19 protein-coding genes and 1 pseudogene are annotated in these 26,056 nt (G+C 39.6%); 8 read left to right on the forward strand and 12 right to left on the reverse strand.

All coding sequences use genetic code 11. From position 1 onward, the window contains the following. Nucleotides 1-108 precede the first annotated feature (108 nt). Nucleotides 109-1,116 (reverse strand): peptidoglycan bridge formation glycyltransferase FemA/FemB family protein, encoded by a 1,008-nt coding sequence (locus QWY16_RS14525; protein WP_300989941.1) that lies wholly within the window; start codon nt 1,114-1,116, stop codon nt 109-111. Between the two features lie 627 nt (nt 1,117-1,743). On the opposite strand from QWY16_RS14525, the gene QWY16_RS14530 reads away from it, so the two are divergent. The 6 genes from QWY16_RS14530 to QWY16_RS14555 all read left to right on the forward strand — a co-directional run bounded on the left by QWY16_RS14530 (nt 1,744) and on the right by QWY16_RS14555 (nt 7,915). Then, nucleotides 1,744-2,943 carry a processed acidic surface protein gene (locus QWY16_RS14530; protein WP_300989942.1) on the forward strand — a complete coding sequence of 400 codons (1,200 nt, stop codon included), beginning with the start codon at nt 1,744-1,746 and terminating at the stop codon, nt 2,941-2,943. 3 nt (nt 2,944-2,946) lie between these two features. Next, nucleotides 2,947-3,609, forward strand: a complete 663-nt coding sequence (gene srtD, locus QWY16_RS14535) for a class D sortase, LPxTATN-specific (protein WP_300989943.1) — start codon at nt 2,947-2,949, stop codon at nt 3,607-3,609. A 659-nt stretch (nt 3,610-4,268) separates the two neighbouring features. Beyond that, nucleotides 4,269-5,033 (forward strand): WecB/TagA/CpsF family glycosyltransferase, encoded by a 765-nt coding sequence (locus QWY16_RS14540; protein ID WP_300989944.1) that lies wholly within the window; start codon nt 4,269-4,271, stop codon nt 5,031-5,033. A 543-nt stretch (nt 5,034-5,576) separates the two neighbouring features. Continuing rightward, nucleotides 5,577-6,272 carry a hypothetical protein gene (locus tag QWY16_RS14545; RefSeq protein ID WP_300989945.1) on the forward strand — a complete coding sequence of 232 codons (696 nt, stop codon included), beginning with the start codon at nt 5,577-5,579 and terminating at the stop codon, nt 6,270-6,272. Nucleotides 6,273-6,519: 247 nt separating this feature from the next. Beyond that, nucleotides 6,520-7,227, forward strand: coding sequence for an MBL fold metallo-hydrolase (locus tag QWY16_RS14550; RefSeq protein WP_300989946.1), 708 nt, complete (start codon nt 6,520-6,522; stop codon nt 7,225-7,227). 277 nt (nt 7,228-7,504) lie between these two features. Beyond that, nucleotides 7,505-7,915, forward strand: coding sequence for a GIY-YIG nuclease family protein (locus QWY16_RS14555; RefSeq protein WP_300989947.1), 411 nt, complete (start codon nt 7,505-7,507; stop codon nt 7,913-7,915). 55 nt (nt 7,916-7,970) lie between these two features. On the opposite strand, the gene QWY16_RS14560 is transcribed toward QWY16_RS14555, so the two are convergent. From QWY16_RS14560 to QWY16_RS14570, 3 genes are all read right to left on the reverse strand, one after another. Beyond that, entirely contained in the window at nt 7,971-9,083 is a 1,113-nt protein-coding gene (locus tag QWY16_RS14560) for a threonine aldolase family protein (protein ID WP_300989948.1), read from the reverse strand. A gap of 130 nt (nt 9,084-9,213) precedes the next feature. Beyond that, the gene (locus QWY16_RS14565) at nt 9,214-10,290 is read right to left on the reverse strand and encodes a hypothetical protein (RefSeq protein WP_300989949.1); all 1,077 of its coding nucleotides are present in this window, start codon (nt 10,288-10,290) and stop codon (nt 9,214-9,216) included. A 226-nt stretch (nt 10,291-10,516) separates the two neighbouring features. Beyond that, complete coding sequence (locus QWY16_RS14570) at nt 10,517-11,638, reverse strand: CDP-glycerol glycerophosphotransferase family protein (protein ID WP_300993462.1); 1,122 nt, start codon at nt 11,636-11,638, stop codon at nt 10,517-10,519. A gap of 463 nt (nt 11,639-12,101) precedes the next feature. On the opposite strand from QWY16_RS14570, the gene tagD reads away from it, so the two are divergent. Both tagD and QWY16_RS14580 read left to right on the forward strand, forming a co-directional pair. Further along, nucleotides 12,102-12,494, forward strand: coding sequence for a glycerol-3-phosphate cytidylyltransferase (gene tagD / locus QWY16_RS14575; protein ID WP_300989950.1), 393 nt, complete (start codon nt 12,102-12,104; stop codon nt 12,492-12,494). 122 nt (nt 12,495-12,616) lie between these two features. Further along, nucleotides 12,617-13,687, forward strand: coding sequence for a CDP-glycerol glycerophosphotransferase family protein (locus QWY16_RS14580; RefSeq protein WP_300989951.1), 1,071 nt, complete (start codon nt 12,617-12,619; stop codon nt 13,685-13,687). An 858-nt stretch (nt 13,688-14,545) separates the two neighbouring features. Here QWY16_RS14580 and QWY16_RS14585 read toward each other — a convergent pair. The 8 genes and pseudogenes from QWY16_RS14585 to QWY16_RS14620 form a co-directional block, all read right to left on the reverse strand. Then, on the reverse strand, nt 14,546-16,105 hold the full coding sequence (locus tag QWY16_RS14585) for a glycosyltransferase family 2 protein (RefSeq protein ID WP_300989952.1): 1,560 nt from the start codon (nt 16,103-16,105) through the stop codon (nt 14,546-14,548). Nucleotides 16,106-16,158: 53 nt separating this feature from the next. Continuing rightward, entirely contained in the window at nt 16,159-18,831 is a 2,673-nt protein-coding gene (locus QWY16_RS14590) for a bifunctional glycosyltransferase/CDP-glycerol:glycerophosphate glycerophosphotransferase (RefSeq protein ID WP_300989953.1), read from the reverse strand. Nucleotide 18,832: 1 nt separating this feature from the next. After that, a complete protein-coding gene (locus QWY16_RS14595) occupies nt 18,833-19,996 on the reverse strand; it encodes a glycosyltransferase (RefSeq protein WP_300989954.1) in 1,164 nt (387 codons plus the stop codon). A 31-nt stretch (nt 19,997-20,027) separates the two neighbouring features. After that, nucleotides 20,028-21,659, reverse strand: a complete 1,632-nt coding sequence (locus QWY16_RS14600) for an ABC transporter ATP-binding protein (RefSeq protein WP_300989955.1) — start codon at nt 21,657-21,659, stop codon at nt 20,028-20,030. A 26-nt stretch (nt 21,660-21,685) separates the two neighbouring features. Then, on the reverse strand, nt 21,686-22,477 hold the full coding sequence (locus tag QWY16_RS14605; protein ID WP_300989956.1) for an ABC transporter permease: 792 nt from the start codon (nt 22,475-22,477) through the stop codon (nt 21,686-21,688). A gap of 44 nt (nt 22,478-22,521) precedes the next feature. Then, complete coding sequence (galE, locus tag QWY16_RS14610; protein ID WP_300989957.1) at nt 22,522-23,529, reverse strand: UDP-glucose 4-epimerase GalE; 1,008 nt, start codon at nt 23,527-23,529, stop codon at nt 22,522-22,524. A 396-nt stretch (nt 23,530-23,925) separates the two neighbouring features. After that, the gene (locus tag QWY16_RS14615; protein ID WP_300989958.1) at nt 23,926-25,338 is read right to left on the reverse strand and encodes a trypsin-like peptidase domain-containing protein; all 1,413 of its coding nucleotides are present in this window, start codon (nt 25,336-25,338) and stop codon (nt 23,926-23,928) included. A gap of 531 nt (nt 25,339-25,869) precedes the next feature. Then, nucleotides 25,870-26,049: pseudogene (locus QWY16_RS14620) on the reverse strand (FAD-dependent oxidoreductase); the annotation flags it as partial. Nucleotides 26,050-26,056: the final 7 nt, after the last annotated feature.

Raw genomic sequence — 26,056 nt, forward strand, 5'->3', positions numbered from 1 at the left:
TTTTTCATTTCTCTACAAGCAGGAGAATTTTAAATGTCAAAATAAAAATCCTGGAAATCATTTTAGATTCCCAGGAAGCTTTTAGGTTTATTCATGCTTTTCTTGCGCTCAGACTTTGTTATATTCTTTCAAAACTTTTGTTCGATAGGCTGGGAAAAACTCTGCATTTACATCAATGCCGAGTTCATGGCATAATTCTTCATAAATCTTTTCGTTCCAGATTTTTTTTCCGATTTGAAACCTGAAATCGGTGTTTTTGCCGAATTGTTTCTTGAACAGATACAAAGTATCTTCTAGGCTATTCGTTCTTCCGCCGCCTTCATGGATCAAGTCAATGCCATTTTCTTTTCCCCAAACAGTCAAAGCGTATTGAAGGATATAAGCCGGCGACAAACGATGGAAGTTTTCCAAAGTACCTGAAAGATGCGTATGGATCAGCTTTCCGTAAACAAAGTTTAATCCCATTCCAATTACCTGGTTATCATAAATTACTTCGACCAATAGAATATGTTCTTTGAAAAATTCAATCAGCTTCTCGAAATATGCATCGTCAAAATAATAATAAGAATCAGCTTGATTGCGTTTCATCGTAGAATAATAAATTTCTTTAAATTCTTTTACATTTGGAGGATTGGCTGTCACCCGGTATTCAACCCCGGCTTTTAGGGCTTGGCGGACGTTTTTTCGGGCCGACTTAGAAAATTCTTTTTCAAACGGATCTTCGTAAGCAGCAAGATTGGTACCGACAGTATTTCGGATATGGACAATTTCATAGCACACGCGAAAAGCTTCTGCATTTGCCTCTACCGGATGAAAACGGATAAATTCACTTATTACTTTATTGTCAGTACAGTATTGTTGGAAAGCTATCCCAAATTCTTTCGCCAGTTCTTTCTCCTTGCCTTCTATACATTCAATGATGAGTGGGCCACCATAACCATATGGAGTTACCATGTCATAATAAGCGACACCATTCAGAAGCATAGGAATTGGGCGTTTAATAAACAAATGTCTTACTGTACCTAAAGAATGGCGGAATTCAAAAACTTCGTGTTTTCCATTTTCAATTTCTTCGTATAATCGGCCATAATTTTCTTCAAAGTAGATGTCTCTCATTGCCTTTCCCCTTTTCCATAAGCGTATAATCTTAAAATCCATTTAATAACTGACCCCGCTGAGCTGTTTTAATGCATGAATTAGAACTTCTTATTCTTTGACCTTAAAAATTCCATATTGCCTTTCTGCTACGCAATAACGATTTGGCTTCACTATTTTATTCACTTTTGAGCAGCGAATCTGAGTAACTCAGCCAGGAAAAGTATCGAATTTAAAATTTTTCAAATAATTCGATTTATTAAGTATTATATATCTTATGCGCCAAAAGCGCTATTATAATTATTTCGATTACCAAATTATATTTTGATTTAGCCGAGCTGCTTAGGAATATAGACATTAAGTAGAGACCTTTTCAGACCGCAGTAGGGTTGGAACGCATATTTTTCCACATCTTTCAGTTTCTAAATGAAGGAACAATTCTCTAATTCATTTTCTTTTTATAATAAATTTATAAAGTTGCTCTGTTCTTTAAGGAAGAAAATCAAAAATAATCGATGTCTCTTTTAAAAAATAGCTTTAAATTATTTAAAATAAATCCTTTTCTATAGTATTTTATGCCTATTCCATACAACCTATTCAGCGGTTATACTATTCAAGATATTACAATATTTACCTGGGAGGTAGAAAATGAAACGGTTATTATTATTGGCATTGTCAGCAGCATTAATATTTGCAATTTTTCCTGGGTCTGCATTCGCTATTGAAGCGGACTCAAAAGAGTTTGATGCATTTTTGAAAGAAATTGGATGGGAAAAACAGGATTATATCGACTACCTGAATGAAAAGGAATACTCATTAGAAGAATTCGGGACAGTTGATGAATTGGGAACTCCTTTATCGGAAGAGGCCATTCTCCCGGTTCTGACTAAATATGAACTAACTCGTGACGAATTAAATGATCTTTTAATTACTAACGGAGATATTGAAAAAGACCAAGATGTTCTTGATGGGGAATATATTATATTCTCGGAAGATCTTGCTGATTACGTAGATTTCTATATGAATGAAGGAAAAGGAACACCAATAACAGATGAATCGCTTCGTCAGTTTATCGAAGTCTATGGCTTTGAATCTAAAGAAGAATTAGAAGAATTTTTAAATGAGTACGATGACTCTATTGAAAACTATGAGACAATTGAAGCTTTAGAAGAAGCGGTAGATAATTACATTTTCAATAGTGGCTTTGATCTTGAGGGATTATTCAATGAACTTGGATTAACAAGTGAAGAAATAGAAAGATTGGAAACTCATTTAAATACTCTTCCTATTGAAACTCCAGCTTTCCAAGAAAGAGCATCAGCAATTGCTGATCGCATGATGATGATTGGCGAATTTGATTCAGCCGACGATCTATCTGCAGAGGAAATAGCAGAAATCATGGACATCTTCAGTGATTTGCTTGATCTATTTGATTTAAACAATCAATATTTCCTTGTAAAAGGCACTGATAAAAAAGAAATCAATTTAAGCACTTTATTGGCGCTTGAAACACTTAATGGCTACAACCTTTTGATTGAAATTTACAATACACAAGGAACTTTCCTAGCAGACATTATTTTGACTGCGGAAATGTTTGGGGATGAAATCATCAAGGAGACCGGTAAAGATATCAAAGAAGCAGAGGAAACTGTTGTTTTAGCTCCTGTTGCTCCTGCCGCTCCAACTTCTAAAACGCCAGCGACAGTAAATGTACCAGTGAAACAAACAATCCAGGGCGGCAGACTTCCAGACACAGCGTCCGATTATGCAGCAAATACTTTTGCCGGCTTGACACTTGCTCTGCTTGGAGTGGTATTGTTCCGCCGCTTTAAAGCGCAAGGAATTTAATAAATGAAAAGGGATAAAAGTGAAAAAAGAAGAACCAAACCTATAAAACGTTTGGTTCTTCTTTCCCTGTCTGTTGCCCTTATTGTTTTTGGAGTATGGTTCAGCAGCACAAATGCGTCCTCTTTTTTAAAAGGCTATCTGCTTTTTAAAATCGGTCAAGCTGGAAACGACAGCCACTTAACAGAGTCCGCTGCAGCTGCTCCAGCAAAAGTTGAAATTCCTGAAAAAGCTCAATTGCCTGAAGTACTTTATCCAGAAGCTCCTACAAAAGGAGAAAATATTGGCGATTTGTATATCCCGAAACTCGATGCTACACTTCCGATATTTCACGGCACAGATGAAGAAGAACTGGAAAAAGGTGTAGGGCATTTTGCGGATAGCGTGTTGCCTGGCGAAGCGGATAATTCCGTATTATCCGGCCACCGTGATACAGTATTCCGGAAGCTCGGGGAAGTTGGAAAAGGTGACTTGCTTGTCGTCCAAACTTCCGCCGGCAAATTCACTTATAAAGTAAGACAAGTCCGCATTGTTGATCAAGACGACCGCACAGTAATTGTGCCTAAACCAAAAGCCACTTTAACAGTCTCCACCTGCTATCCTTTTGACTTTATCGGCTACGCACCGGATCGGTATATTCTAATAGCAGATTTGATAGCTAGGGAATAAAGTGAAACTCACTCAGCGGAAGCTTTACCCGCTGGGTGCTAGTTGAACCAATCGGACTTTTAAGGCCAGTAGGAAGCTGCGGAGCAGGTCCGTACTGGGCGTTAAAGCGGGATAAAGTGAAACTTCCTTCAGTGGAAAGCTTTATCCCACTGAAGGTTAGTTGAACCAATCGAACTTTTAGGGCCAGTAGGAAGCTGTGGAGCAGGTCCGTACTGGGCGTTGAAGCGGGATCAAGTGAAACTCACTCAGCGAAAACTTTTCCCGCTAAGTGTTAGTTGAACCAATCGGATTTTTACGGTCAGTAGATCTTCCGCTTGGAAAAATAGTTTAAAGAATCGTTTTCCATAAAATTTTAAAAGACTGTAAACAAAGCTCGGTTTGTTTACAGTCTTTTTGTTATTCTTTTTAATTTCCAGGTCTTTCTTAACGCCTCCATATACCTTTGCTCTCCTTGTTACCCGAATTCTAATCTCAATATAGCCCCTTCCGATTCTTTTTCAATTATTCCATAAATTAATAAACTGTAAAACAATTACTTTTTGCTTATCAGCTTCAATTATGCTAATTTTATATAAAACTTAAAATCCAGATTATTCAGTCTTAGTTTATAAAATAATATGTACAAGCAACATTTCAATAAGCATAGGAGGTGAAGTAGAATGGCAAGATCTCAAATAATGATTACAGATACTTTTACTGATAATTTGAGCAGAGAGACCTTACTGGAAAAGGTATTTAAAAAAGTCAAGGAGCCTCGGAAAAGTGGTTTTATTGTGACGGCGAACCCCGAAATTGTAATGACTTCCCGCAAATCTTCTCTTTATCGGGAATCTCTTTTAAAAGCTGACTTTATTATTCTGGATGGGTACGGAATGATGTTAGCTTCAAAGGTTCTCAAAAAACCTTTAGAAGAGAAAATAGTTGGCTACGAGCTGCTTCATACCTTTCTTAAATATGCCAGCACAAAAGAAAAATCCGTTTATTTTTTTGGAGCAAGCAAAGAAATAGCTGATTTGGCAGCAAGGAATGCCATTGAACTTTACTTAAACATTAAAATCGCTGGAATACGGTACAGTTATTCGGGTTACGGTGATCATATCGCGGAAGAAATTGCTAATACAAATCCTGACTTTGTGTTTATTGGCCTTGGTGTGCCTTTACAAGAACAAGGGGCCGCCAAATACAAGTACTTATTTGAGGCTTCTGTCTTGATGGGTGTAGGCGGAAGCTTTGATGTGCTCTCCGGCACTGTCAAAAGAGCTCCGCAAATTTGGCTTAAATACAACTTGGAGTGGTTATACAGGTTACTGACTCAGCCAACACGCGGAAAAAGAATGGTTCAACTCCCCTTTTTTATGGTTACAGTATTCAAGCAAAAGTGGTTGAATTCAAATAAGAAACCAAAGCAGAGAAAAATATTTTAAAATTTCATCTGCATTCACACTTAATTTTTTTCTTTTCATATCAAAATTTAACAGAACTTCTTCTGAAAAAATGTCCTTGTTATTTGTATTATTAAGGATTTTTTAAGATAAAGAGGATAGGTGCTCGTTATTCTTTTTCCCCTTTCTTTTTACTCAACTATGGTAAGTCTAATGACTTATAAAGTTTTAAAGGTCTACTGGTTTTTATACATAAAATTATGGAAGGTCTTTTAGGAATCCTCCTGCAAAAGGTTTCATGCATAATTTCAGCATATTTCAGATGAATATTAAGTAGGTATTTAAACTCAATCTAAATTAAAGAACTTCTCAAATTCACAAACTACTTTAACTATTATTTTGTTATTTTTGCTGAATGAGATGATAACTTTTCCTTATTTCAGTTTTTTAGCAGATTCTTTATTCCTATATTCCGCATTGATAAATATATCTATTTGTGCTAAAATTCAAACAATTCTAATATCTCAAGTTAATTTGCCCTTGGACTCTGGACTATTTATATATTTCTCATAGGAGGATGGTGAAATGAAAAAATTCTTGCTTCTGTTAGGTATCTTATTGATATGTGGTGCTGGATATCTTGTCTATTTATTTGGTTTTAAGGATTATAATGTTGCGGATGCAGAAGTGGATACCCTCACCAAAGAGGAATATGTAATTGAACTTGCAGATGGATCGAAGATTATCCTGGATAAAAACGGGAATTTGCTGCGCCATTTACAAGAAGGGGATGAAGCGGTCAAAACAGAAAAGTTTAGAGAAGGCATGCCTTATTCCGAATCGAGTGATTTGGCTGTAGCCGCTGTTATCAGCGAAAACATGAAAACCGGAACTGAAGAAGATACAGCTGCTAAAACCCAAAAAGAAAGTATCACAGTAAAGGATATCGAGAAAAAGTATGAACCCGCCATTGCGGAAATTGAACGTCAAGCAAATAACAGTCTTAACAACTTAATAGACTTAGCAAAAAGCGAGTATTTAGAAATGGAAGCCAACGATCAAAAGATCAGCTATCCTTATTTTTATAATAAATACAGCGCTGCTGCTTCCAAGCTGGAAAAACGTACAGACCAAATCTTCTATGCCGTAATGGACGTTATGGAGCAAGACCTTAAATCAAAAAATCTGCCTACCAGTCTTTCAGATACTTTGTCTAAGAAATACGAAAGCAGAAAAGCTCAATTACGCAAAGACATCCTTAAACAAACTGCAGGATTATAGACCGATGAGTTCTTTGCCAATCACATTTATATTCATTAAATTCCTTATATTAACCGCCTCGTAATGATTATTCATATTGCGAAGGCGGTTTATTTTCGAACCTCTTCTTTCCATTGAAACCCCTTCCCTCTTTTTGTAAGGGGTTTCAATTAATTCATTTTTTCAAATTTTTAAGAAAGTATCGCTAAAATGCAATATATTAGATAGAATGATTAAAAGACTTGAGTATTCAAGGAGATGGTTATTTATGCGGCTTACAAACATAGAAAATGTTTATCAATTATCTTTTACGCCCCGGACGTTTCCTGTAAATTGCTATTTTGTTGAAGAAGAAAACGGATTAATTCTTATTGATGCAGCACTTCCATTCAGTGCAAAAGAAATTCTTCGGACCGCTAAGAATCTTAGAAAGCCGATTAAGTATATTCTTCTGACCCATGCCCATTATGACCATTTAGGCGCACTCGATGCTATCAAGCGAGCCTACCCATCTGCGGTAGTCGGCATTTCCACAAGGGATGCCAGGCTACTAGCAGGAGATAAGCGGCTTTTGGCAGAAGAACCGAACACACCTATAAGAGGCAGTGTTCCAAAAAGTATTAAAACCCAACCGGATATCTTGCTGCATGAAGGCGATCGAATCGGATCGCTGCAGGTTATTTTTTCGCCCGGCCATACTCCAGGCTCGATTTCACTTCTCGACGTACGCAATGGCAGTTTGATTGCTGGAGACGCTTTATATACAAAAGGCGGTGCAGCTGTATGCGGAACGCTAAAACCCTTATTCCCTTTCCCGGCATTAGCCACCTGGAACAAACGCATAGCTCATGAAAGTGCTGTAAAGCTAAGGGATTTAAACCCTCGGCTGCTTGCTGTCGGCCATGGCAAAATGATCAAAAACCCAGATCAAGCTTTTCAAAAAGCCATTAAAGAAAGTATAGAATCACTGGAATAAAAGTTTTAAAAACTTGGGATAAAGTGAAACTTCCTTCAGTAGAAAGCTTCATCCCACTGAATGTTAGTTGAACCAATCGAACTTTTACGGACAGTGGATTCCGCTCGGAAAAGCGGGAGCCATACTGACCGTTAAAGCGGGATCAAGTGAAACTCACTCAGCGGAAGCCCTACCCGCTGAGTGCTAGTTGAACCAATCGGACTTTTAGGGCCAGTAGGAAGCTGCGGAGCAGGTCCGTACTGGGCGTTAAAGCGGGATCAAGTGAGGAGGAATATAAATGAGAGAAAAAATTCAAGATCTATTAAAAAAGGAAAATTACGCGTTTGACAAAGAGAAATGGAAATCGATTGAAAATGTTCCGTTTCTCATCAATACCGATACCACTCCATTACTCAATAAAATTAAAAAGAATATGGGTGTAACTAAAGGCATTTATATTTTCAGCGATTCTGACGAAAGAATTCTTTATATCGGAAAAGGCGCCCCCATTTACAATCGTATCCGGCGCCATTTCGCTAAACTTAAAAATTGCAGCCCTTCAATGCACGAAGAAGCCCCGCGACAAGAACTCCCATCTGCTATTACCATCCACTGGGTAGAAATTGAACAGCCGGAAACTAGAGAAATCGTGGAGCATATGCTGGCTTATACTTTGAAACCCGCATACAAGAAATGGCATATCGTTTAACGGTGCAGTCTTTCTCCGTGACGGAACTTAAAACCGCTGATGAAAACTTATTTCATCAGCGGTTTTTATCATATATTTTTTTAAGGCTTAATTTTTCATTCAGCAGCCGGAAAGCTTGCGCCATTTTTTCTTTAGGTATGTCTGCATATAAATCTCCTAGGCTTACTTCAAAATAGCAGCTCTCTTCTGTCTTTTCTGTTAAGTAAGAGCTGAAGCCTACTCCCGATTCCTGGTGGACTTCTGCAAGCAAGGTGGCGATGCGTTCTTTCGGCTGGCTAAAATAGACGTGGAACATATTAGAAACTGGATTTAGCGGCAATGTGGAAATAGCCTCACAGGAATTGAAATACTGGGCAACTTCTCTGGCTTCTTCAAAATACTGTGCCATTTTCTCGGAACGCTTTTCAAAATAATAGTCAGCCGGCAGGATATATGGATACAATGAAATTAAATCTCCGCCATGCCGGCGCTTCCATATCTTCGACTGCTTGATGAATTTCTCGTCTCCAGCCAATATCGCTCCAGCGATGGCCCCGATTCCTTTATACAGCGAAATATACACACTGTCGAAAAGTGAAGCGATTTCTGCGGCTGACTTTTGATAATAAGGAAGTACTTCTACCAGTCTCGCTCCGTCCAGGTGAAGCTTGATTCCTTTATCTCGGCTCCATTCAGAAATCTGTTCCAAAGTCTCATAGCTTGGCAATTGTCCGCCAATTTCCCGTTGAGGCAACTCCAGCAGAATGCAAGCAACTTCCTCATTCATCCCTGTGACATCTTCGAATTCGATTACCCTGTTTTTATCAGCTAATAACACAGTTTCGATATGATGCAATTCTTTTAAGCCATCTTCCTCGTGTATTTCCAGATGGCTCAACGGATGGTAAGCGACTTTTTTCAAGTTTTTTTCATCGCACCAAATGCGCAATGCAATCTGCTGTGCCATTGTACCACTAGGAAAAAAGACAGCCGTTTCTTTGCCTAAAAACTTAGCCATTTTCACTTGAAAATCATCTATCACCTTTCCTGCTCCGTAATGGTCACTTTGAATGTTTTCATCCACTTGATCAACTACGTCTTTTAATATACTTACTGTTCGCTTTCCATGCCCTGCTAGTTGAAACTGTGTTTGTTCAAAAGTTTCTTTTAAAGGATTCTTCTCGTTCATTTAATACTCCCCCGCCATTTTCGAGATTCAGATCCATTAATCCTTACTATTTCACTTCTCTCCTTCATTAAAACCTTTCATGCAAACAAAAAACTCCCAGCTGCTTTCACAGGCTTAGGGAGCGTGTCTTTTAAAATAGCGATACTATTTTCTTTGATTCCATCGGTTCTTCCTTCATTTCAAAAAGCAGCGTTTCAGCATAATGGGTTGGGTTTATTTTTTTCAGTGTAAACACTTTTTCGCTGTTTCTAACGAGAGAGGATAATATTTCTCTCTCTTTCACCGTTCCATCATCTATCATAAGGCCGGGATTGAAAAACTCATAAGCAATCAGCAAAGGCGCCCGTAAAAAGTTGAATTCATATCTGTTTAAATTCATCAGCTTGCTGACAGCCGTATTTTCAGATTGCGGAATCACTTCATCTTTGCCTTTCTCAAGTATAGCTACATGAGTTACAATTTCTGCATCGAGAATCGCTTTAGCTTTAGCATTCTCCTGTTCCGGAACTTTAGCTGAAGCGGAAAGAACCTTTAAAGGCGGGAAAACTTTGGCTGCTTTCTTCCTGAATTTTGAACTTTGCGCTTCCTTGTTTTTCGCATAATGGTCAAACGAATTGGTCCAAGGCACGGAAAAGATATTTCTGCCATCCGTTATAGCCAAATCTTCAGCGATGAAGCTTGCTCCAAAATCTCCGCAAGCCGTCATAGTACTTAAAGTTTTGCCTGTATCCGGCGGGGCGAAAATAGCGACCGTTGCATCTTCTGCTTTAAAAGCCGAGCAATGAATAGAGGCATAGCCCTTTTTCAACAATAGAAGTGCCGCCAGATCGGTGGCAATATAATGAACGGAATGCAAGTTCATGATTCTATGTGTCACCAGCTTATAGTAGTTGCGGTTTACTGTAATTTTAGGTTCATCTGACAATAAATTTTCTGCCTTTAGCCTCAGTTTCTTCTTCATTGGAAGATTGCGCGTATAGTAAATCTTGTCCTCTCCCGGAGCTCCGTTGAAGAAATGGTATCTGCCTAGATTTCCAAGCAGTTCATCGTCATTGAAATCCTCTAGCACGATATGCATCTTCACTGCACATTCTTCATATTCCTTCATTGTTCCTTCCGGCATATTAGAGCCAAAAGACCATCTGAAATCTTTTATATTTGTTTTAACTGCCAAAATGCCTTTTGCCGCGATATAGTAAAAAGTCAATTCGCCATCTCCCCTTTCTCATATTCCTAATTGTTTCTATTTTATTTTCTATTTCATTAATTTTATGCTAATTCACCTAGGTTAAATATGGGTTAAAAAGAACTAATTCCTATAACAAGAAATCAAATTAGCTAAAAACTTCCGCTTCATTGCCTAAATGCAGCACAAATTCAACCATATGAAAAGCCATCGAAAATCAGCGATTTTCGATGGCTTTTTTTATCAATTATTTTTTCACCTTAAGAAATGTTTTTACCACACGTTCTGCTGCACGGCCGTCTTCTAATGAAGAAAACTTTTGTTTAAAGGCTGTAATTTTAGAATTTTTTGATGTATGCGACTCCATTATTCCGTCGATTTCCCGAAACAATTCAGCTTCAGTTTGCACAATAGGGCCGGGCGCTTCAGTCTCAATATCAAAATAAAAGCCTCGAAGCTGATCGCGGTATTCCTCCAAATCATACATAAAGAAAACAATTGGGCGATTTAAAATAGCATAGTCAAAGAAAACCGATGAATAATCCGTAACCAGCAAATCCGAAATCAAATATAAATCCCGAATATCCGGATAATCCGATACATTGAAAACAATCCCTTTATGAGCAAAAAAATCAAAACGTTCAGCCACCAGATAATGCATCCGGGACAATAGCACCCATTCATCTCCATACTTCTCTTTCCAGCTTTTTAAATCGAATTGGAATTCAAATTTGTATTTTCCTTTTTCAAAAAACTCATTATCACGCCAAGTTGGTGCATACATCATGACTTTTTTATCTTCCGGAATGCCTATTTCCTGTTTGATTGCACTGATCCTGGCTGGCGACGGATTAGCCAATGCATCATTTCTTGGATAACCCGATTCAATAACTTTGCCGCGATAACCAAAAGCACGTTTGAAAATTTCGGTTGAATAAGCATTGGGCGACACAAGGTAATCCCACTTTGCTGACTCGCTGACAAAGTTTTTTTTATAATTCTCGGTATTAGTTCCAGGCATATGTACTTGTTTAATATCAATTCCAAGTTTTTTCAGTGGCGTCCCGTGCCATGTCTGAACATATACCGTGCCAGAAGGCTTAGGCATCCAGCCTGGCAACCGGACATTATTAACCCAATATTTCGCTCGAGGAAAAGTTAAAAACCAGCGAATAGTAAATCGGCGGATATAAGGCACTTGAAATTTGTCGAATAGCTGCATGGCCCGCCGATCGACACTCCACAGCAGCTGATATTCCGGATTATGCTCTTTCATATGTTCATAAATGGCACGAGGATTGTCACTGTATTGCCTGGCATGGAAACTTTCAAATATGACCAGTTTTCTTTTTCGAGGCAATAAGCCCATTAAGATGAATAATAAGCGAAAGGCAATGAGAAAAATTCTGGATTTCTTAAGAGAGTTCAACTTTTCTAAAAAACGTTTAAATATCAATTTAAGTTTCATTGCCTCTTCCCTCCATTGTCTATCTTGCCTAAATAGGCAATAAAATTCTCGCAGATTTAAGCAGAAAATCCACCTATTGTTAAAGTCTGATTGGTTTGACTGACAATCAGCGAAGATGATGATCCCCTACTGATTGAATTTCTCTTTATACATTATGAAATAGATTTATAAATCATTATGGAACATTTCTGATTTTTCTGCTATGTTTAAATCAGTGTTATTATAAAATCTAAATATTCTAAACAATTTAAAACAAAACAGAAGTATTAAAGCTTCTTAAATAATGCCCAGAATAACATAACTTGTACAGCAATATGTAATCAAGTGGAAATAAAACCCTTACATTAGAAAGGCAGTGTTGTAGATGAAAAAAGTAATTACGTACGGGACATTTGATTTAATTCACCATGGGCATATAAATATTTTAAAAAAAGCAAAAGAGCTTGGGGACTATTTAGTTGTCGGCCTCTCCACTGATGAATTTAATGCGATTAAAGGAAAAGGCGCATACCATTCATATGAAGAAAGGAAATTGATATTAGAAGCGATTAAATACGTCGACGAGGTAATTCCAGAAAAAAGATGGGGACAGAAAGTGGATGACATTAAGACACATAATGTGGAAGTTTTCGTTATGGGTTCAGATTGGGAAGGGAAATTTGATGATTTAAGTGAGTTTTGCGACGTAATTTACTTGCCGCGCACTGAAGGTGTTTCTACTACAAAAATAAAAACCGATCTTTATAACAAGCAATGATGAAAGAAGGCATTATTTCTTTTTATCTTTTCTTGTTTAAAGCTCTCTTTGCCTTTTTTAGCTGGTTTCCACTGAAAAACAAAACCCTCTTCCTTTCTTCTTTTGGAGACAATGCTTTTTTCATGGCTAAGGAGCTGGCTCAGTTTCAAACTCATCAACTCATCTTTGCCAATCATTCTCGCTGCAAAATAGATTTCACAAAAATCAACACGAATAATAAAAAAATATATACTTTCGAAACAATTAATATTTTGCATACCTTATTTTCCGCTTATCATTTGGCTACTTCTAAATATGTTTTCATTGATAATTATTTAGGAATCTTATCTGTTATACGTTTTCGAAAAGAAGTAAAATGCGTACAGCTTTGGCATGCTGCAGGTGCCATCAAAAAATTTGGCTGGTGCGATCCGGAAACCAGTATGAGAAACAAACGTGCTCAATCCAGATTCCAAAAAGTCTACGACCAGTTCCACTACATTCCCGTAGGTTCCCGACTGATGGCCCATATCTTTGCTGAATCATTTCATCTCGACTCCAACCACTTTTTGTATACCGGGGTTCCCCAAACGGACTTTTATTTTGATGCGGCCGCTAGAGCGAATGGCATGGTAAAAGTAGAACGAACATACCCAGCCATTGAAGGCAAAAAAGTAATATTATACGCCCCTACTTTCCGTAAAGATGAACTTTCCAAAATGGAATTAAAGTTGAATATAGCGGAAATGCTTGAAAAACTTGGAGACGATTATGTGCTGCTGATCCGGCTGCATCCATCTGTGCAGGGAAGCTCTCAGCTGCCTGAAGATCCTAGAGTCATTTCAGTCAGCAATTACCCGCATATTAATGAGTTGTTAACAGCAAGTGATATATTAATCACAGACTATTCCTCGATACCGGTCGAGTTTTCCCTATTGCGTAAAAAAATGATTTTCTTTACATACGATTCGGAAACTTATAACGACACTCAAGGATTGTGGACTGAAGAAATTTCACATTTCCCGGGTCCGCTCGTGAAGACGACTGCACAGCTTATTCAGCATATTTTAGATGCTGAAGTCGATTACGGCAAAATTGACCGGTTCAGCAATCATTGGAACACCTTCTCTACCGGCCAATCTACCCGCCAATTGGTTCAGGCTATTTATGATGAAAAAGACTTGGAGACAAAAGAAAAAAACAATCCCTGGTAGAGGGATTGTTTTTTCAGCAGTTTAGAAAGTTAAAATTTGCATTAGTGGTCAGGTCCTCCTATAACCGATATTCCGCCAACCAGCTGCGAAGACATTGGCCGAGGTTTGTGAGGCCAAGTCTTTGCGACGAAGCGCGCAGCGCTGCAGGAGCATAGGTTTTCAGCCGCGGGCGAGCGCCAAGCCGCTTCGTCGCTCACACTCCTGTTTCTGTCTCTGCATCGCTGCGCTAGCTTCGAGACATGGAAAAGCGTTGCATCGCTGCGCTAGCTTCGAAACATGAAAGGGCGTTGCAGGGTCTCGGCTGTCTCGTCGCTTACGCTGCCCCGCAGGCAAGACATGAGCCGACGCCTGCGAGGCTACGTCTTTGCGACGAGCTTGCGCAGGAGCAGTACGGTTTTCTCCGCTGTTTGGCTCCATATCTGGAAAGCAGGACAAACATTAGAGAGCTTTCCAAAACAATCACTCTTTTAGAGCATCTCTAAAAGGGATAAAAGCGAGCTGAATGCAGCGGAAGGCGGCGAAGGGCAAAGACGTGCTCCTGTTTCTGCATCGCTGCGCTAGCTTCGAAACATGAAAGTGCGTTGCAGCGCCAGGCGCTTCGTCGCAAAGGCACCACCCGACTATGGTCGGCTGATGCCTTTTCTGCGGGAGCAGCGAAGCGAGGCGAGTCCTGAGACCCCGCAGGGAATGAATGGGGCAAAAGCAGTTTGCCCAGTTCATTTGCGACGAAGCTAGCGCAGCGATGCAGGAGCACACGGTTTTCGCCAGCGAGCGAGGAGGCTCAGGCCGCCCCCCGCGAAAAGCGTCCGCCCTGGAGCGAAATGGATAAGGCTATCGAGAGTTTCTCGACAGCCTTATTCATTTCTTCCATAAAGGCGCTAAAGCCTTTTTCACATAATCTTTCACACGTTTTTTATGGATCTGCATACTCAGATTGCCGTAATTAGTTCGGTAAAGGGACAATGTATAATTTCCTTTTTTAAATGCTTCTGCAGTTTTAAACGCCTTGGGAAGCGCCCGAACTCTGGCCGGCGGCGATTTCGGAAATGCTCCTAGCTTGTAATAGAAGTCATACGCAGCTTCTTGATGCTCTTTTTCAAACTGTTTGGAATCAATCACTGCCGTGAAAACTTGCTCTTCGAATGGATAACAAGAAGATGTCTCTGCCTGTGTTAACTGGAGAGGTGTTAAAATCTTTTCCTGTCCACTTTTCCTATCAATTAGGTAGAATGTTCCATTCACTGGATAAGATGCTTTTGGAATTCTCAACTTTCCTTCTAATCGCCACTTAGCTTCCATTTTTTCTATATGCTCAACAATCATCTCCGGCTTTAAAAAAGGAGTTACCTCAATATCCTGTCGAAAGCCTTTTAACACAAAACGGTCTTGTTCCTGTGTCACAATCGGTTGCTCTTCCGTATCCATCAGCATTTGCGAAAAAAGAAAAAGGTCTTCTGTATTCCCTTCCAGCAAGAGGCCATACATTGCCCTTTCTTTATCCGGCAATTTTAATGCAGTTTCCGTTGGAATGGCCCGTAAAAAAGAAGAAGTCTGCTGCTTCCACTCCTCCTTTTCCGCGGGATCAATCAAAGCGAATTTAACAGCATGCAGCCGCATAACATCAAGCAAGCTTTTCAAGTCGTGTTCTTCGATGATTCGTTTGTCAATATGACGATTGACTAGCCATTGGCGGTTTTCAGCAAGCGCCTCGAGGCGGTGCAGCGTGTTTTCGAGCTTCATCTGCTGCTGGGTAATGGAAGGCTTGTCTTCGGCGTCCCGGACACGCCAGTGATACACCACTTCATCTATCACTGCAATTTTCTCCGCTAAAACAGCCGCTTTCATAGTCAAAGCCAAATCCTCATAATACTTGCCTTCTTTAAAGCAAAGACTGTTTCCCTTAAGAAAATCTGTTCTCCATAATTTATTGCAGGCGATTGAATCCTGCAGCAGTTCCGGACTGTTCAAAAGTGTAGTCAGTCCCGGCTTTCTATACAAATCAAACTCCAAGTGGCGGATAGGTACATACATGCGATTTTCATTAAAGCGCAGTACTTTTCCAACAGAATAATCAGCATTGTTTTTCCGTATAGTTGCGGCAAGCAGAGCAATGGAATTTTCAGGCAGGACATCATCAGCATCCAAGAAGAAAATATACTGTCCCGCACTTAAACTGATTCCCCGGTTGCGTGTATAACCGAGCCCCTGGTTTTTCTGGTTAAAGGTTTTAAAGCGCTTATCAGAAGAAGCGAATTTATTTATTAATTCTTCGCTGCTGTCGGTTGAACCATCATTAATAACGATGATTTCGAGAGGTTGATAAGTTTGCCCTGCCGCGGAAGCCAAGCATTCCTCAAGATAAGGAACAGCATTAAAAACAGGAATAACAATTGAAACAAGCCCCTGCACAGTCTTCACTCCTCCATCCATGATAGAAACAAAAAGAGCTGCCGTTTAAGCAACTCTTTTTGTCATTTACGATTGAATACTTTCTCAACCACTTTTGCAGAAGCTTGTCCATCTTCGATGCTTCCGAACTCTGCAACAAACCTGTCCAAAGCCGCATCAAAACTATGCAGTTCATTTTGATGATTTATAAAATGCAGTACTTCTTCAATCGTCTGGCACACAGGTCCTGGCGCCAATTCAGCGAAATCGAAATACATTCCACGACGTGTAATATATTCTTCGAGGTCGTAGCAGTATAAAATAATCGGGCGCTTCAGCAGAGCATAGTCAAACATGACCGACGAATAATCGGTAACCAATAAATCTGCCAGCAAATAGAGTTCTTGGATATCCTGGTAATTTGATGCATTGATGATATTCCCGGGAAGTTCCAATTGAGAAATCTTCTCCGACAGCAGATAATGCAGACGCAGCAATATGATTGAGTTTCCCTCAATTTCCCTGCTCATCTTTTGGACATCATCGAGAACCCGCTGAAAAGAATTCGAATCCCAGTCTCGGAAGGTGGGCGCAAAAAGAATCACGTTGTGATCCGAGGACAATCCAAAATGTTGTTGGACTTTTTGTTTGACAGTTTCAGGCTGATGGATTAAAAGATCATTTCTCGGGTATCCGGTTTCAAGGATTTCTCCGCCATAGCGGAAGCCTCTGCGCAAGATTTCACTGGTGTAGCGATTCGGCGAAATCAAGTAATCCCAAGCTTCTGTTTGAAACTTCAGACCAGCCAACTCATTTTTATTCGGAGTTTTCTTCTGGTCATATCCCATCTTTTTCAAAGGAGTGCCATGCCATGTCTGAATATAAACCTGATTTTCTTTTTTATTTGCCAACCGGGCAATTCCTTGATTATCCACCCAGTATTTCGCACGGTTTAAATAGTAGAAATGCTTCAGACTGTTTCGCTTCACTTTGATAGCTGGTCCAGGCACTTCTACTTGGCCTGGATCTTGAAAAGACCAGATATATTTGTACTTGCGGCCGCTTTTAAATAAGTGCTCATACAGGTATTTTGGGCTATCGCTATACTGCTTGCCCATATGGCTTTCAAAAAGCACCCATTGAGAATGGACAGGAAGTTTGGGAATAAATTTTTTAACTAGATTTTGGTATACAGTCCTTTTTCTTTCTGATTTTTCTTTAGACGGGATGAGTTTGCTTTGGGATACTTTCCATTTCAGCATATCCAAAGTTTTAACAGGCAATACACGAATAGAAAAAGAATTCTTCTGGTTGATAAAAATGCCTTTTGCCAGATTGTCATCTTTCACTTCAATATTAGGCAATTCGGCCACGCTGGTATTCTTCACAAGTTCTTTATGGAGATTGCCTCTATGTTTTACATATAACGACAAATAATAATTTCCAGCCGTCATTTCTCTTACATTGAACTGTACAATTCCTTTCGCCGATCTTTCTGAAGCAAGAAGAGCTCCCGTCTGTCTGTTTCTCAACATCCAATATTCTTTGATTTCCAAAGGATCAATTGAATTCACTTCCACTTCGGCGTTAAAAGAAAACTGTTCATAGTCCAGATGTATATCAAATATCGCATATTGGATTTCCGGACGTTGGATTCCTAAGAATTTCTCATCATTTTTTCCTGGAACGGTAGCAGCAAAATAATATGATTTGCCTTTATTATAGATGCGGTTGTTTTTCGTCGGCAACTCGTTGATATATGCAATATAATCATCAAATGCTTCTTTATCGCCAATATACAGTAAGTAGTATAGAATACGATCCCGTTCATTTAATCGGATAAACGCATATTCATCCATAACTTCGTGCAAGTATTCATAAATCAGCTGATGGAATCTAACTTTGTAATCTTCATCAAATAACAAATAGTCATTGGTATACAATTTTAAATCATGTCGCAAAAACCGATTATTCTTGAAACCTTGGTATTGTTGAGCATCTATTTCTTTAAGGAAATTATCATAATAGCGGTGGGAAATAATTCTGTTTTCAAAGTTCTCAAATTCAAAACGGCGATTGGAAATTGATTTGACAGCCGCATTCTCCACAACACGCCAATAATAAATCGGCTCTGGGATAATGCTTACCGAATCAGCTAAAAAGTAAGCTTGGCCTGTAAAAAGGACATCTTCATAATGGATGCCTTCCGGAAATCGCAAATTGTGCTTTTTTAAGAAAATTCGATTGTAGATCTTATTGGTTGACATGCTGTCGAATAACAGCATCGTGAACTCCCGGATGTTTATGTTAATTCGTTCTTTGGAATAAATTTGATTATAATACCAAATTTCATAATTATTGGTGCGGATAGCTTGTCCTGCTACAAAGTCAGACTTAGTCCGACCGATGGCTTCAACCATCTTTTCACAAGCCGTAATCGTGTACCAGTCATCTCCGTCTAAAAACATCACATATTCTCCTGTTGTGTTTTCAATGCCCGTATTGCGTGGGGTACTGCATCCTCCACTATTTTCGGCAAGATGGATAGCACTAAACTTTGGCTTGTCTTCAATATAGCGGTCAATCAATTCTCCTGTTCGATCTGTGGAGAAATCATTTACTACTACGACTTCAAAATCTTGAAACGTTTGTTCATTTATAGAATCCAATGCTTCTTCTATATACAATTCATTATTAAAGGCAATTACAACTACTGAGAGTTTTGGCTGTTTGATTTTTTGCAGGATATTGACCACTTTACTGACCTCCCAATTCTTCAAAAAGCTTATACCACTGATTTTTTATAAGCTTTTTTTCGAACTTCAAACTGTTCATAAAAGAATTTTCACTAAACTCCAAGAATATTTTAGGACTTTTTGCAAGGCGCTTAATCTGGCGCGCGAGGAGTGGAATATCTCCAACAGGAGTGATATATCCATCTTCGTATTCAGTTACAATTTCACGGATGCCCGGTGCGCAGTCAGTAGAAATACATGGCAATCCGCATGATTGAGCTTCGATCAAGGACATCGGCAAGCCTTCCGCTTTTGAGGTCAATACAAAAAAACTTGAAGCCGCCAATGCAGATTGAATATCCTCTGTTTGCCCTTCAAGGAAAATGCGTTCTTCCATGCCGAATATCCGGATCAAACTTTTCAATGATTTTTCCTCCGGTCCGTCACCGTAGATATGTAGAGTCCAACCTGGCATATCCTTGGCTGCAACACTAAAAGCTTCAATCAAAACATCAAAGCCTTTATCTTCTATAAGCCTTCCTGAAGAGATGATTTTCTTGTTGCTATATAAAACTTCCGGAGCGTTAAATTGGCGGAATGGTGCGGGATTATACATAACGCCTGTATTAGTGAAGCCAATTTTTTGAAAGTAGTCCGCGTCTTTCTCAGTCAACAATAAAAACTTGGACACTTGGCGGTAATGACTCAATATTCTCTTATACCGGTGTGAGCCTTTGGATGCCGCAACACTCTCATGGCTTTGGCCAATAATTTTCACATTCCGTTTATAGAGGAGAGGTTGAATCCATTGCATTCCATAGACTTGAATGACTACAACAAATACTTCTTCGCTTCCATACGATTCGAAAAAGCGCATTACCTCATCTCTTTTTTTCTTTAAGAGGTACCGGCGCTTTAATTCTTTCAGAACTTTTCTCAGTTTAAAAGCCTTCAAGTTTGAAGATAGTTCAATAGGAAGAGGTGCTCGATATCCGTCCGGATGCAGCACTTTTACCGGCACTTCTTCTGAAAAATAACTGGGTACATTCTTTTGCTCGTTTATGCTTAAAATGGCCACGTTATGGGAATCCGCCAAAAATTCTTCAGTTAAAATAGAGGCGACCCTTTGTGCGCCTCCATGGTTATTGTATTCATTTATTAGAAAAACAATATTCTTACTATCCATGAATTTACTCCTTAAGAACATATTGTTGGTTCTATTGAATAGCTTCTTGTAATTGGCGGTCCTTTTTCTCTAAGCGAAGATATTTTGTTGCGGTTTTAATTTCAATGGATTGTCCCCCCATAAGATAGGGTTCAGCAGGATATGCCGGCTGTTTTGAAGCCCACACCAGATTGACCAGTTCATAGCCCGGTTCTTCGTTCATTCGATAAGTCAAATGGCTTTCATAAGAGCCTTTTTCGAGCTGTACCAGATCAATGGCAACATGGAATTGAGAGAAGTTATATACTTTTCCTTGAGGATTATATGCCGGATTTTCTGTAATTTCTTCAGTTTCACTAAGGACAGCCGGAAAAGCAAAACGCTCAAAAGTTTCCAGGTTGGTTAAATAAAAAACCATATCGGCTGCACCCTGAGTTCTCGTTTCGTACCCTCGGACAAAAGCGACGCCTTCGATATAGACAGTTTGGTCATGAAACCAGATTTTGTTTACTTGCTGTTCAAGCTTCTCCCGGTTTTCAATTGCCAATTCAAGGGCATTTTTCTGTATATCAAATTTATATTGGAAACGGTTGATTTCTCCATCAGTGCGTTCACGAATCTCTGCTTTGCCAGCCCATAATGAAAACTCGACCGGTTCCCCACTGTCATCATGGTACCGTGCATTAAAAGAGAATTTTCCTGGCTTGAAGAACATTGGGAATTCTTTTGAACTGAGCTCAACAAAGAACCCATTTTCATTTTTCACAAGTGATTTCACAGCAGTTTCGCCGGTTCGGATGTCTCGAACCGCCAAGTCGAATTGCTCAGAGACTTCCTGCTGGTTATGGTCATGCAAATAGCCTTGTAATTCGATAGTAAAACCTTCATCCGTTGTTCCGAAAAGAACCTGTTCAATTGAATGCTTGTACTCGATTTCAGCAAGGACCGATTCAATCGGCTTTCTTCCGCTCATAAAGTCTTCATATAAGGACCCTACAAATTTCGAGTCCCCGTACGTAATCATTTCCCCTTGATGGATCCATGCCGCTTTTGAACAAAACGACTCTACTGCATTATTGTCATGGCTGACAAAAATAATCGTTTTTCCTTGTTCTTTAAATTCATTCATTTTGTCCATGCATTTCTTTCGGAACACCGAATCGCCGACTGCCAGCGCTTCATCGACAATGAGAATATCCGGATCGACATTGACAGATATCGCAAAGCCAAGCTTCGATTTCATCCCCGACGAGTAATTTTTTACGGGCTGGCCGATAAATTCCCCAAGCTCTGAAAACTCGATGATGTCATCGACTTTAGCCATCATTTCTTCTTTGGAATAGCCCAGCAACGTGCCTTTCATAAAGATATTATCGTATCCGCTCAGCTCGGAATCGATGCCTGAGCTGACATCCAGAAAAACGATGGAACCGTGGACATCCACCGCTCCACTCGTCGGTTCCGTGATGCCGGCAATCACTTTCAGCAAAGTCGATTTACCTGAGCCGTTCTTCCCCAATATCCCAATAGACTCTCCGCGAGGAAAATCCAGTGATATATCACGCAGCGCATAGAAATCCTTATGGAACTTTTTCCGGGTAAGCACTTCCTTGATGGGTCCCCATGGATCTTTATATAGACTATATTTTTTCGTTAAATTTTTGACACTTACAGCTATGTCCATTTCAACCCGCCTTTCACAAGTGAAAGTTATAACGTATCAAGGAATATAGGTTTCATCCGTTTATGAAGATAATTCCCTAATAAAAAGAAGGCCAGGACCAAGACCCAAAAATACAGCGTGTAAACCGGCTGGTCCCAAAAACCGACGCCATAGAAAAAGGAATCACGGTAACCTTGGACAATATAATGGAATGGATTGAGTTTAATGATTCTTTCCAGCACTCCTAAATTTTCCGCAGACCAGAAAATAGGTGTCATCCAGAAAAGGAATACCAAAATCGTGTCCAAAAAGCGGCCGAAATCTTTGCTTACAGCCACCAATGGAGCAGTCACCGAGCCAATGCCTAAAAGAAGCATAAGCGCCGCAAAATCGTAGTAGAGCAGCTGCAAATTATAAATCGACACTGTCTGCAATGTCAGAGCCATTCCGATAAAAATCACGGCTAGCAGAATCAAGTGGATATAATAAGAATATAAGATTTGGACAGCCGGCAAAATGGCAATCGGAAAAGGCGTATTTTTGATGATTGACCTTTTGCTGCGAAATGATTTCTGTGTCAGCCGGAATCCATCATTCAGTAAAAACCAGGCGACCATTCCGATGGCAAGCCAGGCAAAATAAGGTGCCCCGTTTACTGGTCCGCCAGCTCTTGCCCCGACGCTGAAAACGAACCAAAAGACGGCGATGCGCATCAACGGATTAACAAGTCCCCAGACAAAGCCTAATAATGTACCCGCATACTCTCGTTTAATTTCCTGTAAGGAAAGGGAATGGATCATTTTTCGCCGATTCCACATTTCCTTGTATATATCGAACATAGGCTTTCTCCTTTAATACACGATAGAATATGGCCGGCAATCCATTAAAATCCATCTGGATTCTGCGATTGCCAGTTCCATGAATCTTTGCACATCTCTATTAAATCTTTTTCAGCTTGCCACCCCAACAGTGTTTTCGCTTTCTCCGGATTTGCATAACAGGTTCCGATATCACCTGGACGGCGGCCGACAATCTGGTACGGAACGGTTCTTGAAGTGGCTTCACCGAAGCTATTGACTAGATCCAGCACACTGTACCCCATGCCGGTTCCCAGATTGAAGGTTTCAATGCCTTCATTGGCTTCCAAGTATTGCAGGGCTTTTATATGCCCTTTCACTAAATCCACTACGTGGATGTAATCACGGACGCCTGTTCCATCGTGTGTATTATAATCATTTCCAAATACTTGAAGCTGTTCTCTCTTGCCTACTGCAACTTGCGTGATATAAGGCATCAAATTATTCGGGATTCCTGTAGGATTTTCACCAATTCTGCCGCTTTCATGTGCGCCGATGGGATTGAAATAACGCAAAATCGCAATGCGCCATGAAGGATCGGATTTATATATATCGCGGAGAATTTCTTCGATTATCAATTTGGTCCGGCCGTATGGATTTGTTACAGATAAAGGAAAAGACTCATCTATCGGCACCCGTTCCGGATTGCCATAGACGGTAGCTGATGAACTGAAGACAAATTTTTTGACTTGATGTTTTTTCATCACTTCACACAAAATCAATGTGCCAGTAATATTATTATGATAGTAGGCAAGTGGTATGTCTACAGATTCGCCAACAGCTTTAAGGCCGGCAAAATGCATGACAGCATCGATTTTATTGTCGGCAAAAATTGCATCCACTGCTCCTGCATCCAGCAGGTCTGCTTCATAAAAGGAAAAATCTTTTCCAGTCAGTTCTTTAACACGTTCAATTGACTCGATTCGGCTGTTTGACAAATTATCTAGAACCACAATCTCATATCCATTTTCCAATAATTCTACAGAAGCATGGCTTCCGATATAGCCAGCTCCGCCCGTCACAAGAATTTTCATAGGAATCCCTCATTTTCCGTTTTTTAAAAAATTTAAATTTTTTATAACATTCCATTTTCTTTCTCAATTATACGATAAGATATCCTATTTGACATACCTAGATTGCCATTCCACTATTTAAATTATTAACATTCATGATATTAAGCTTATGTTTATATTTCAATACAAAAAAACCGCTCTGCAAATCAAGTGATTTTGCAGAGCGGTTCGCTATTTTATTCGAATGTTTAAATTGAATTAATAGTTTTCAAATGCATGGTTCCATATATAAATGAGCAATTAAAGAGATGTTTCACTCATTTCTAAAAAGCTTCTCCAGCGAAAGCTCTGCCCAAAGCGGCCGATGCGGTATAGCAAAGGACTATTCTTTAGTTCAATTTATATAGATTCTCCAACTTATTCATTGTTGACAATGTCCGAAATATAATAGAATCCATTTTCGTCCATCACAATTGTATAAGTTTTACTGCGTTCTTCCACTGACCATTCGCCTGCCGCATTTTTAAAGTCAAACGCTTCTTCCGTATGAACAAGTGCATGGTCTTCAAAGATTTCGGTGCCGGTGATATCTAATTTAGTGAAATTGAATTCCATTCCTTTTCCTGTAATATCGTTAATGTATTCAAGAATGCCATTGTAAATTTCACTTTCATATACCAGCAAATTCTGGACATAGAAAAAGTCTTCTTCTGCTAATGCCGTTTCGTAATAATAACGGAAATCGCCGACAAATTCGCTTAGGCTTGATTCCTCAAACTTTAATTCCAAATCAGGATCGAATTCATAGTTCTCATCTTCATAATCAGTGAAATCGTCATAGACATGGAACTTTGCAGTGACTTCTTCTGCAGACATCGGATTATTGACCCATTCTGTCAGCATGCCGTGCATCGAATACATGGGAATTGAAAAGCCGATTGAATCGCCTTCTTCCATGACCAACGAGTTGATGCCAATCACTTTTCCTGTGCCCGCATCAACAAGCGGACCGCCGCTTGAACCTGGTGCAATGGCCGCGTCAATTTGATATATATCTTCATAAATAAATTCTTGTTCAAAATCGCGGTCAATGCCGGTTAAATAACCGATTGAAGCAGTATTTTCAAAACCGGACGGGCTTCCCAGTGCAATCACTTCTGTTCCAACATCTGTTGGGTTCATTTCACTTACAAGAGGATCGATGCCAGCAAACGCTTCGACTTTAATCAACGCGATATCAGACTCATCAGAAATTCCGATTACCGTTCCTGGCTGATCCTGTCCGTTGATATTGCGTACCACAACATCAGTGTATCCTGCTACTACATGGGCGTTAGTCGCGACCATTCCAGCATTATGGAAAAGAAAACCGGATCCTTGCCCGCCTTCAGTCAAAATAGTATAGACTTTCTGCTGTGTTTCTTTGATGACTGCCGGTTTATCTTTCTTTTTCGGTTCCACTTTTTCCGGCTGTTCGGAAGGTGGAACGATATCTTCCACTTTTGTTACAGTTCCTTCAGTATTACCCTCCGGTTTCGCCGGTTCTTCTACCTTTACGGCTTCTTCTGTTTTAGGCTCTTCCTGCTTTTTGGGCTCTGGCTGTTTTTCTGCATCGGATAAATCTTCTGTTGGGGCAGATTGCTGAGGTGGTTCCTCCATCATTTGCGACACGCCAAATCCTGCGCCGCCTATTCCAAATAGCAAAATCAAAGTGTAAATCCAATTTTTTCCTTTTTGTTTTTTTCCTCTTTTATTCGTTAACGAATGCCCGCAAGATTTACAGAAGTTTGCATTCGATTCGTTCTCTTGTCCGCAATTCTTACATAACATGATAAATTCCTCCTAACGAATAGTAGATATCCGCTTTAATTGCTTTTATTATAACCCATTGACGCCAAACAACTAACAAGAGTTTCAGTTTGTAATAAAGTCATTTATTTTGTAATAAATCTATTTTTTGAATTTATTTCATCCAAATATTGTATTTAGTATACCATATTTCATCCGTTAGCTTTATTTTCGAACAGTAAGTTAGAGATTAAATTTAACCTTAAAAAAGTTAATTAATGGATAAAATAATATATCATAGAAGAAACTGCAGAAAACCAGTGAATGCTCTGGTTCTCTGCAGTCTCTTTTCTTTTAGCATTTCGCCATCCAGTCACCCTTTATGCCAGAAAGCTTCATTAATATGTTTGGGCACTGGTTTCAACAGGATGAGTCGCTTCATATAATAAAACATCCAATTCTTCTGTGTAACACTGAATCTGTTTTTCTGTCCAGTCGAAAGTTTTTGCCATAAAAGCGATAGCGCTGTCTTTATTCGCATAAACCCAGTCGATGTTGAAGAACAAATCGCCTGTTCGGCGGGTAGCGAAGCCCGCTGTGAAGCAGTTTTATCGAACGGCTGCTAGTTCCTGCCGCGAAGTTCTGCATTTCCATGACAGCTGCCCGCATGCCTCTTGCCGACGCATCTAAGGCGATGCCGGCTCCTGTAATGCCGCCGCCGATTACTAAAAGGTCAAGACGTGTGTTCTTCATTTAGTTA

The organism is Planococcus shenhongbingii (genome assembly GCF_030413635.1).
GTDB lineage: Bacteria > Bacillota > Bacilli > Bacillales_A > Planococcaceae > Planococcus > Planococcus shenhongbingii.